Annotated in this window: 9 protein-coding genes and 1 pseudogene; 7 read left to right on the forward strand and 3 right to left on the reverse strand. The window is 65.5% G+C overall.

The genetic code is table 11. The annotated features are described in order from the left end of the window. The 6 genes and pseudogenes from B3873_RS08985 to B3873_RS09010 form a co-directional block, all read left to right on the forward strand. Nucleotides 1-682 (forward strand): annotated as a pseudogene (locus B3873_RS08985) (cobyrinate a,c-diamide synthase); the annotation flags it as partial. Beyond that, nucleotides 679-1,350: a 5,6-dimethylbenzimidazole synthase gene (gene bluB / locus B3873_RS08990; RefSeq protein WP_286865406.1), complete on the forward strand. Its 672-nt coding sequence runs from the start codon at nucleotides 679-681 to the stop codon at nucleotides 1,348-1,350. The pseudogene B3873_RS08985 and the gene bluB, both read left to right, overlap by 4 nt. Further along, nucleotides 1,347-1,958, forward strand: a complete 612-nt coding sequence (cobU, locus tag B3873_RS08995) for a bifunctional adenosylcobinamide kinase/adenosylcobinamide-phosphate guanylyltransferase (RefSeq protein WP_286865408.1) — start codon at nucleotides 1,347-1,349, stop codon at nucleotides 1,956-1,958. The genes bluB and cobU overlap by 4 nt, the downstream gene beginning before the upstream one ends. Beyond that, complete coding sequence (cbiB, locus tag B3873_RS09000; RefSeq protein ID WP_286865410.1) at nucleotides 1,952-2,911, forward strand: adenosylcobinamide-phosphate synthase CbiB; 960 nt, start codon at nucleotides 1,952-1,954, stop codon at nucleotides 2,909-2,911. The genes cobU and cbiB overlap by 7 nt, the downstream gene beginning before the upstream one ends. Next, on the forward strand, nucleotides 2,904-3,914 hold the full coding sequence (gene cobD, locus B3873_RS09005) for a threonine-phosphate decarboxylase CobD (RefSeq protein WP_286865412.1): 1,011 nt from the start codon (nucleotides 2,904-2,906) through the stop codon (nucleotides 3,912-3,914). The genes cbiB and cobD overlap by 8 nt, the downstream gene beginning before the upstream one ends. Next, nucleotides 3,907-5,376: a cobyric acid synthase gene (locus tag B3873_RS09010; protein ID WP_286865414.1), complete on the forward strand. Its 1,470-nt coding sequence runs from the start codon at nucleotides 3,907-3,909 to the stop codon at nucleotides 5,374-5,376. The genes cobD and B3873_RS09010 overlap by 8 nt, the downstream gene beginning before the upstream one ends. Nucleotides 5,377-5,430: 54 nt before the next feature. On the opposite strand, the gene B3873_RS09015 is transcribed toward B3873_RS09010, so the two are convergent. The 3 genes from B3873_RS09015 to B3873_RS09025 form a co-directional block, all read right to left on the reverse strand. Further along, on the reverse strand, nucleotides 5,431-6,630 hold the full coding sequence (locus B3873_RS09015) for an alginate lyase family protein (protein WP_286865415.1): 1,200 nt from the start codon (nucleotides 6,628-6,630) through the stop codon (nucleotides 5,431-5,433). A 239-nt stretch (nucleotides 6,631-6,869) separates the two neighbouring features. Continuing rightward, on the reverse strand, nucleotides 6,870-7,067 hold the full coding sequence (locus tag B3873_RS09020) for a hypothetical protein (protein WP_008329502.1): 198 nt from the start codon (nucleotides 7,065-7,067) through the stop codon (nucleotides 6,870-6,872). A gap of 180 nt (nucleotides 7,068-7,247) precedes the next feature. Beyond that, complete coding sequence (locus tag B3873_RS09025; RefSeq protein WP_286865419.1) at nucleotides 7,248-8,225, reverse strand: helix-turn-helix transcriptional regulator; 978 nt, start codon at nucleotides 8,223-8,225, stop codon at nucleotides 7,248-7,250. 104 nt (nucleotides 8,226-8,329) lie between these two features. On the opposite strand from B3873_RS09025, the gene B3873_RS09030 reads away from it, so the two are divergent. Then, nucleotides 8,330-9,941: TonB-dependent receptor (locus B3873_RS09030; RefSeq protein WP_286865421.1), on the forward strand; the 1,612-nt coding region annotated here is incomplete at its 3' end.

A 9,941-nucleotide genomic window follows, 5' to 3' on the forward strand; every position in this document is an offset into this window, starting at 1 on the left:
CCTGGCAAATCTGCCTCCGGAAGTGGACTTCGGTACGCCCCCGCCGGAACGCGCATTCCCGCGCCTGCTGGAGGGCAAGACCATCGCCGTGGCGCGCGATCTGGCGTTTTCCTTCATTTACCCCGCCAACCTCGATCTGCTGGCGCTCATGGGGGCAAGCGTGACCTTCTTCTCGCCGCTGGCCGATGAAGCGGTCCCGGAGTGCGACGCGGTCTGGCTGCCGGGCGGTTATCCGGAACTGCACCTGCCCGCCTTGCAGGCCGCGCAACGCACCCAATCCAGCCTGCGCGCCCATGCCGGGGCCGGCAAGCCGCTCTATGCGGAATGCGGCGGCATGCTGTTCCTGCTGGAGACGGTGATTGCCGGTGACGGCAGCAGCGGCCAGCTGTGCGGCATCCTGCCCGGCCAGGCCACGGTGCAGCCGCGCCTGCAGGGACTGGGTTACCAGACCTTGCAGCTGAACCTGCCCGGCGCAGTCGGCGAGCATCTGCGCTGCCATACCTTCCACTATTCGCGTGCGGTGGTCGGAGCGGAGTTCATCGCGCGTGGCGAGCGTCTCTTCGATTCGTCCGAAGGGGAGGTCGTCTATCGCCGTGGCAAGGTCACGGCCAGCTATTTGCATGCCTATTTCCGCTCGGCGCCGCGCACGGTGGCAGCGCTGCTGGGAGGGGCGGCCTCATGAGCGAGCGCGTCTCTCACCGCTATCCGCAGACGCAGATCGATGCGGTCTACCGTGTCATCCGCGAGCGGCGCGACATGCGCCATTTCCTGCCCGATGCGATCGCGCCTGAACTGCTGGAACGCCTGCTGCAGGCGGCCCATCACGGTCCCAGTGTGGGCTTCATGCAGCCGTGGCGTTTCATTCGCATCCGCAGCCAGGCGCTGCGCCAGCAGATCCATGCCCTGGTGGAGCGGGAACGCATCGCCACTGCCCGCGCCCTGGCGCAGCGCGAAGACGAATTCATGCGACTGAAGGTGGAAGGCATCCGCGAGTGTGGCGAGGTGCTGGTCGCAGCCCTGATGGACCAGCGCGAGGCCCATATCTTCGGCCGCCGCACCTTGCCGCAGATGGACTTGGCCTCGCTGTCCTGCGCGCTGCAGAACATGTGGCTGGCCGCCCGTGCCGAAGGGCTGGGGATGGGCTGGGTATCGCTGTTTGAACCGGCGGCACTGGCGCAATTGCTGCATCTGCCTGAGGGGGCCGAACCGGTAGCGGTACTGTGCCTGGGCCACGTGCCCGCATTCTATGACAAGCCCATGCTGGAGCAGGAGCAATGGGCGACCCGCCAACGTTTGCAGGACCTGGTCTACGAAGACCGCTGGCCCGTGCAAGGAGCATCACAAGCATGACTTCCCCAATCTCAACCCGACATCGCAGCCTCATCTTCGGCGGCGCCCGCAGCGGCAAGAGTGCCCACGCGGAACGCCTGGCCCTGGAGGCGGCGCAGTCCGGTCCGCAGGAGATCGTCTATCTGGCCACCGCCAATCGCGCCGCCAGCCGCGACGATGCCGAGATGCAGGAACGCATCGCCCATCACCAGCAGCGCCGCCGCGCGCTGGGCGGCCACTGGAGCACCGTGGAAGAACCGCTGGCATTGGGTCAGGCGCTGCGCAGCCTGAGCCGGCCCGAGTCCGTGGTGCTGGTCGACTGCCTCACCGTCTGGCTGGCCAACCTGCTCTTCGCCGAGGGCGTGGACTATCCGGAGGTAGGGCCGATCACGCCGCCGCTGGCCTTCACGCAGCAGCGCGTGGATTTCCTGCGCGCCTTGCAGGAAGTGCAGGGCACCGTGATCCTGGTCTCCAATGAAGTGGGTATGGGCATCGTGCCGCAGGGGGCGATCTCGCGCTGGTTTGTTGACGAGGCGGGCCGCTTGAACCAGGCTGTGGCCGCGCTTTGCGAACGCGTGCAATGGGTGGCGGCCGGCCTGCCGCTGACCTTCAAGGACCACCCATGCTGAGCGGGCTGTCGTGGCCCGCGCTGGCCGCACTGGTGGCGCTGGGCATCGCGCTGGACCTGCTGCTGGGCGAGGCGCGGCGCTGGCATCCGCTGGTCGGCTTCGGCAACCTGGCCAAGCGTATCGAGGGCAGGCTCAATCACGCTCCCGCGCTGCGTCTGCGCGGCGTGCTGGCCTGGTGCCTGGCGGTGTTGCCGCCGGTGCTGGCTTGCGCCTGGATCATTGCCGTATTGCCGGGATGGCTGGCCGCGCTGGCGCATGCGGCGCTGCTGTATTTCTGCATAGGCCTGCGCAGCCTGCGTGAACATACGCTGCCGATTGCCCAGGCGCTGGCGCAAGGCGATCTGCCTCTGGCACGGCGGCTGACCTCGTACATCGTCAGCCGGGATACGCGTGAGTCCGGTGAGGGCGAGCTGGCCAAGGCGGGCGTTGAATCCCTGCTGGAGAATGGCAACGATGCCGTCTTCGGCACCTTGTTCTGGTTTCTGGTGGCGGGAGGTCCCGGGGCGTTGCTGTTCCGGCTGGCCAATACGCTGGACGCCATGTGGGGCTATCGCAATGCGCGTTTCCTGTATTTTGGCTGGTCTGCCGCCCGCATCGATGATGTCCTCAACTGGCTGCCTGCACGCCTGACCGCGTTCTCCTACGCGTGGTTGGGGCAACGTCGTCAGGCCTTGGATTGCTGGAAAGCGCAGGCACCCGCATGGAGCAGCCCCAATGCCGGCCCCGTGATGGCTGCCGGTGCCGGTGCGCTGGGCCTGGCCCTGGGCGGACCTGCCATCTACGACGGTGAAGTCGAAGCGCGCCCGCCGCTGGGACGCGGCCTGCCGCCGCAAGGGCCGGACATCGTGCGCGCCTGGCGTCTGGTGGCGATGAGCACGGCGCTGTGGTTCGCCGTTGTCTGTGCGCTGGCGCTGCTGAGTTTGGCTACCGGAACGGGAGCGCACGATGCTTGAACACGGCGGCAATCTCAACGACGCGGCACGCCATTATGGCCGTCCGCGCATTGACTGGCTGGACCTCTCCACCGGCATCAATCCGCGTCCTTACCCGGCCCCGGCACCTGCGCCCGATGCATGGCATCGCCTGCCCGAACCTTCGCACGCGCTGGAACAGGCCGCCTGCGCGTATTACGGGGCGCCCCGTCTGCTGGCCGTGGCGGGCACGCAAGCGGCGATACAGGCATTGCCGCAACTGCGCCTGCAACAGCAAGGCCGACCGGCACAGGTGGTGGTCGCGGCCCCCATCTATGCCGAACACGCCCACTGCTGGCGGCGTGCAGGGCATGCCGTGCGGGAGGTGCCCTATGACGATCTGGATGAGGCGGTCGGTGAGTCGCGCTGCGAGGTGCTGGTCCTGTGCAATCCCAACAACCCGACCGGTGCCATGGTGGCACCGGAGGATGTATTGCGCTGGTCGACGCTGCTGGCCGCACGCGGTGGCTGGCTGGTGGTCGATGAGGCCTTTGGCGATACCGTGCAAGGCCGCAGCGTGGCCGCCCACAGCGACCAGCCGGGCCTGATCGTGCTGCGGTCGGTCGGCAAGTTTTTTGGCCTGGCCGGTTTGCGGCTGGGTTTCGTGGGGGCTGCGCCCGCCGTGCTGGAGGCGCTGGCCGACTGGCTCGGTCCCTGGTCCATCAGCGGCCCGGCCCAGCAGATCGGCAGTGCCGCGCTGTGTGATCGACCGTGGCAGGCTGCCACGCTGCAGACCTTGCTGGCCGAAGGCGAACGCCTGCATGCGCTGCTGGCGCAGCACGGTATTCGCGCCGGTGGTACGGCGCTGTTCCAGTGGTGGCCCGAGCCGAGAGCGCAGGCGTTTCATGAAGCGATGGCGCGTGCCGGCATCTGGGTGCGCCTCTTCACGCACGGTGCCGGTGGCATCCGGCTCGGCCTGCCGCCGGATGAAGCGGGCTGGACGCGTCTGCAAGATGCCTTGAACACATGGAGCCAATGTGGCTGATTTTCCCTTCCATACCTTGATGATCCAGGGCACCACGTCGGATGCCGGCAAGAGCACCTTGGCCGCTGCGCTGTGTCGCCTGCTGAAGAAGGATGGTATCGGCGTCGCCCCCTTCAAGCCGCAGAACATGGCCCTGAACAGCGCCGTCACCAGCGACGGTGGCGAGATCGGACGGGCCCAGGCCCTGCAGGCCCAGGCCGCCGGCATCGCGCCCCACACCGATATGAACCCGGTGCTGCTGAAACCTTCCAGCGATACCGGCGCTCAGGTCATCGTGCATGGCAAGGTGCGCGCGGATATGAACGCCCGTGACTATCACCGCTACAAGACCGAAGCCATGCAGGCCGTGCTGCAATCCTACGAGCGCCTGCGCACGCAATATGCCTGCGTGATCGTGGAAGGGGCGGGCAGTCCGGCCGAGATCAACCTGCGCGCGCGCGACATCGCCAACATGGGCTTTGCGGAAGCGGTCGATTGCCCGGTCATCATCGTGGCAGACATCGACCGGGGCGGCGTCTTCGCCCATCTGACCGGCACCCTCGATTGCCTTTCCGAGAGTGAGCGCGAGCGCGTGATCGGCTTCGTCATCAATCGTTTTCGGGGCGATATCAGTCTTTTGCAGGGCGGCCTGGATTGGCTCGAAGCCCGCACCGGCAAGCCCGTGCTGGCGGTGCTGCCTTACCTGCACGGACTGCATCTCGATGCCGAGGATGCGGTGGCGGCCACGCAGGAGAGCAAGGGCGATTTCCGCATTGTGGTGCCGGTCTTTCCGCGCATCAGCAACCACACAGACTTTGACGCGCTGCGCGCCCATCCCGGTGTGGACCTGCGTTTCATCGGGCCGGGTCAGCCGGTGCCGCCCGCCGATCTCATCATCCTGCCCGGCAGCAAGAACACGCGCGGTGACCTGCGCTGGCTGCGGGAACACGGCTGGGACACGGCCATCGCGCGGCACCTGCGCTATGGCGGCAAGCTCATCGGCATCTGCGGCGGCTTCCAGATGTTAGGGGAGAGCGTGGACGATCCGCATGGTGTGGAAGGTGCGCCCGGCAGCAGTGCCGGCCTCGGCTTGCTGCCCATGCGTACCGAACTGACGCGTGAGAAGAAACTGCTTCAGGTGGTCGGCCAATGCGCCTTCGCTGAGACGGCTGCATCGGTCAGTGGCTACGAGATCCACATGGGCGTGTCCTCCGGCCCGGCGCTTTCGCATCCTGCGTTCGCGATCGAGGGGCGCGGCGAGGGTGCGCAATCGGAAGATGGTCAGATCCTGGGCAGCTACCTGCATGGCATGTTCGATACGCCGCAAGCCTTCGGTGCGCTGCTGGCCTGGGCAGGACTGGCGGGAACGGAGCCGGTGGATCTGGACGCGCTGCGCGAAACAAGTCTGGAGCGTCTGGCCGAATCCTGCCGGCCCTTGTATGACGCCCTGCAGCGGGTGCCGACGCGGTTTGCGCTGAAGTAATACGGCAGGCCAGGCGCACGTCTGATTGCCTGGCGCTGCCGGAGGGGCGGCTTGCTAACGCAAGGTGTACATCAAGGTGCCATAGCCGGTCTGATCGTAACCACCGCTGTTGGGTCCGTAGTCGCCGCCGCCTCCCTCTGGCCGCACCTTCTCTGCGAAGCGTTGCACGGCGGGCGCGGGCAGGCCTTTGAGCACCACATAGTGCTGGTACAGCAGTTCCCAGATCGGACGCAATTCGCCACGGCCTGTGGGTGAGATGGTCTCCTGCGTCACGTCGCTGTTGTGATAAGGCGTGAAGGGAACTGTATCGCCCAGGTTGTAGCGCGCCACATATTCGGCACCGCGCAGCAGCCGGTTATTCTCGTACCCGAACAGGTCATCACCCTGGTTCCAGGCCATCTGGCAGAACGCGCCGGCAAGGGCCAGGTCCAGCAGGCTGTGTCCCTGGTCGCGACCGCTTTCCTGGATCTGGCCAAGGCCGTCGGGATAGAGCGTCCAGACCAGGTTGTTGATGGCACCATTGCCCGCTCCCTGCTTGAAGTAGCGGACGGCTTCCTGGTAGAGATCGTGGCGATCGGCCAGGATCCCGATCGCCATCATCGAACTCATGTTGGCGAGGTCCCAGTTGGCCCAGTAGTGATCGATGCGGGCCCCATTGTGGCGGGTGAGGAAGTCGTGATTCATCGGGTAGAAGACCCGCAGCATCATGTCCTTGAACGCGTTGAAGCCGCCGCCGGGCCAATGTGGATAGTCGCGCAGGAGTTCTCCCGCGTTGGCCAGCTGGTAGCCATAGATGCCCGATGCCAAAAAACGGTCCGAACTGCCTTCGATGGCTTGCAAGGTGCTGGCCCATGCGTCAAGCAGGAGCGTCGCGCGCGCGGCATAGCGATCGTCGCCGCTGATTTTCCAGCGCAGGGCCAGGGCATAGGCTGCGGCCGCATCGTTGAAGAGGCGGCTGTAGTTTTCTGCATGTCCGGCTCCATCCTTGCCGCGATAGATCACGGGGACCGCCGCCGGCTGCCAGTCGAGGCCGGCGTGGCGATTGCCGGTGAGGCGCTGCCAGCCTGCAGTCCAGGGCTGGTCCATGGCGGCCAGGCGGGTCTTGATCCGGGTGAAATCGGCGGTGGTGTGCAGGCCGCCTGGATGAACGAAGGCGCTGCCTTCGGCCACCGCCAGCGGCGTGCATCCCGCGCACAGGCAAAGCAAGGCGGTACGCAGTGAGGTTCGGGTGGTCTGTAAGAAAATTGTCAGCATGGTGTGCACGTGAAGGGGCGACAGTGGAGTGTCCTGCAAAGCCTGGCATCACTGAACCGGGCTTGTCCTCTGACTCCGCAACGCTGGCCGGGTTCAGATCAGTTCACGGGCGTTTCACCTGCCTCGTCCTGTGAGCGGTGGTCTGCCTTGACGGCCCCGGTGTCACCGTGCAGCGTGTCAGCCAAAGAAAATCCCGGCCTTGCGGGCCGGGATGCGGTTGGGGGAGTGGCGGACGAGAATCAGGCCAGGGCTTCCTTGGCGGCTTCTTCCGGGGTGAGGCCATCGTAGTAGAGGTCAGTGAACCATTCGACCTGCTCCTCGATGTGCTCTTGTGCCTGGTCCAGCGTGGCACCGCCCTTGACCAGGAATTGCTCGACTTCGGTACACCATTGGATCAGGGCTTCGGTTTCCGGGTCCAGTTTCTCTTTCTTGGGCATGTTGACTCCTTTGCTTCGGTAATGATGGGCGTGAGTGCCCTGTGCAAGGATAGGGCAAAGTATCGGTTCACGTGCGACATTCTTTTCCGCCATGCTCAATGACCGCGGGGCGGAGCGACCAAAGGTGGGGGCCTGTCCCTCTGTCACAAGCGCGCAGTTTCTGTGGCTTCGGCCTGTTGCCTACGGTAGCAGGCGGGCATGGGGCGGCAGGTGTTGCCTCCATTGACTGGGCGTCACGCCGTAGGTCTGGCGAAAACTTTTGCTGAAATGGCTCAGGTTGGAAAACCCCACGGCCAAGGCCGTATCAGCCACGCCCACACCCTCTGCCAGCATGGTCGCCGCCGCATGCAACCTCAGCTCGCGCAGGTGGGCATGGACGGTGCGTCCGGCCATGACCCGGAAGCCTGCCTGCAATTTCTTCTGGTTCAATCCCACTGCCTGTGCCAGCCTGTCGATGCTCCATGACTCGGCGTAGCGCTGTTCCAGCAGCCGGCGCGCCTGCTCCAGTTGCCGTTGCTCTCGCGTACCCACTTCGCCCCGGCTGCCGCAGTGCAGGTGCTGGAGCAACTGCGCCAGCGTCTCCAGCGCCTTGGCGCGCAGGTACAGGCAACGCAGATCGCCGCTGAAGTCGCACTGCAAGATCTCGCTGGCGATGCGCAGCATGACGGGCGGTGCGTGCAAGCCCCCCATCAGCGCGCCAGCCTCGGGAAGGCTGCAATCGCGCAGCAGGTCGCGCTGCAGGCTCGACAACGGCCGGCCACCGACATCGGCCAGCGCCTGTAGTGTGAAGCGGATGTCCACCAGCCGGATGGCCGCGCCACCCTTTACGCAGAAGCGACCAGTGACTGGCCGGTCGGCGGTCTGAATGACCGCCATGCCAGCCTCAAGCTCCAGCAGGGGACCACCATCAAGCGCCATGGCGGCCCGGCCTTCCAGCAGCAGGGCGACGCAGAACAGCGCCGGTCCTGTCGCTCTGACATCGAGCGCCTGGCGCGGGTGGCCGTGCCAGCCGGTGATGCTGATGCCGCCGGCCAGTTCATCCACCCGCATCATGGCGGCCCATTCGGCGGGCAGGACGACGCTGGGCAACAGCGGGTGATGTTCCATGCGGACGCTGCCGTCCTCGGCCACGCTCCAGTCTTCGTTGTGCTGATCCATATGAAAAATCCTCGAAACCGGTAAGACGGTCGTGAAACCGTTCACCGCTTATCGTCAAAGATAATAATAATTCTCATTATCATAATGGCACACGGAGAGTGGACATGAGAAAAATGATGCATGGCGTTGCATACCCATTGCTGCGTACCGCCGTCGCCGCAGCTTGCGCGGCGTGGGGCAGCCCGGTCCTGGCGCAAGAGGCGGGGGCGGTTATCGTCGATGAGCGCACACGGCTGGCACCGGTGATCGTCACGGCCAACAAGCGCGAACAGACTCTGGAGAGCGTCAACGGCAGCGTGGTAGTGCTTGAGCAAAGCGAGCTCGACGATGCGCAAGTACGCAGCACCCAGGACCTGGGGCGCATCCTGCCGGGTGTGCAGATGGCCGGTAGCGGATCGCTGCACTATCCGCTCATCAGCGTGCGCGGCGTCACGTCGGCGCAAGACTTCTACAATCCTGCACTCACGCTGTATGTGGATGGAGTGCCGCAGATGCCCATTCTGGTGAACCAGTCGCTGGTGGAAGTGGAGCGCGTCGAATTGCTCAAAGGGCCGCAGGGAACTTTGTACGGCAAGAGCGCCGAGGGCGGCGTGATCAACGTGACCACGCGCCAGCCCGACAATACCGTACGCGCACGTTTGCGCACCGGTTGGTCCAGCCGTGATGGCAATGTGCTGGAAGGTACGCTGGCTCTGCCGCTGGTGAAGGAGATGCTGTATGCCTCGGTGGCGCTGCGTCACGACAATGCCCCGGGCGACCTGCACAATCCTGCTACCGGCGCCAGTCGCCAGGGCGGCGTGCGCAGCAGCAGCGGCATGGTCAAGTTGCGCCTGGCCCCTTCAGGGGCCGGGTGGCAGGCGAGCCTGGCGGCCGGGCGCGAGTGCGCGCGTTCCAGTCAGGATGCCTACGTCGCCTTCAATGACATCGGCAGCCGCAAAATCTATGTGCAGAGCGGGATGCCCAAATCGCTGGCGGACTTTTCACAACGGCGTTGCGGTGATAGTCAATCGCTGGCTGCCGTCTACGACATGGGGCCGTGGAAGCTTTCGGCGCTGGCTGGTTGGCAGCAGGCCGAGACGGATCGCAGCTATGTGTTTGGTCCTTACTACACCGCTCAACCTGAAAACTGGCGCCAGGACATGCAAGAGATTCGCCTCGCATCGCAAGGCCCGGGCCGCGCCTGGGATGGCCTCTTCGGGCTGTACCGGCAGGCGACGGGCCAGAGCCGGCGCTATCGCAATGACTTGCCGCTGTTTGGCGTCAACGCGATCGACACGCGATCACATAATGAGACCGAATCGGTGGCCGCCTATGGCGACCTGACCTGGCACGCCACCGATGCGCTGGATCTCTCGGGCGGCATGCGCTGGAGCCGAGACCGCGCCCGCACGGCCTTTGGCGGGACCGCGCTCGATTTCGCCACCTTTGCCCAGCAGCCCTTCGGCGGTACCAACAGCACCGGCGAGGGCAGCGTACTGGGGCGTCTTTCGGCCGGCTACAGGCTCGACCCGGTATGGCGTCTCTACAGCAGCCTGACGCAGGGTTACAAACCAGGCGGATACAACCTGGCGCCCAGCAGCGTGGCCGACGCACGCGCATTCTCGCGCGAGCGCGCCACCAGTGTCGAGGTCGGCACCCGGTTCAACGCACAGCACGTCCAGGGCAGCATCGCCGCCTACCGCATCGACATCAAGGATGCCCAGCTGTACCAGGGCG

This window comes from Herbaspirillum sp. UBA812 (assembly GCF_002296545.1).
Taxonomy (GTDB): Bacteria; Pseudomonadota; Gammaproteobacteria; order Burkholderiales; family Burkholderiaceae_D; genus Herbaspirillum; species Herbaspirillum huttiense.

Coding starts and splice junctions, on each gene's coding strand:
- bluB (WP_286865406.1), top strand. CDS start 679: ATGAGCGAGCGCGTCTCTCACCGCTATCCGCAGACGCAGATCGATGCG.
- cobU (WP_286865408.1), top strand. CDS start 1,347: ATGACTTCCCCAATCTCAACCCGACATCGCAGCCTCATCTTCGGCGGC.
- cbiB (WP_286865410.1), top strand. CDS start 1,952: ATGCTGAGCGGGCTGTCGTGGCCCGCGCTGGCCGCACTGGTGGCGCTG.
- cobD (WP_286865412.1), top strand. CDS start 2,904: ATGCTTGAACACGGCGGCAATCTCAACGACGCGGCACGCCATTATGGC.
- B3873_RS09015 (WP_286865415.1), bottom strand. CDS start 6,630: ATGCTGACAATTTTCTTACAGACCACCCGAACCTCACTGCGTACCGCC.
- B3873_RS09020 (WP_008329502.1), bottom strand. CDS start 7,067: ATGCCCAAGAAAGAGAAACTGGACCCGGAAACCGAAGCCCTGATCCAA.
- B3873_RS09025 (WP_286865419.1), bottom strand. CDS start 8,225: ATGGATCAGCACAACGAAGACTGGAGCGTGGCCGAGGACGGCAGCGTC.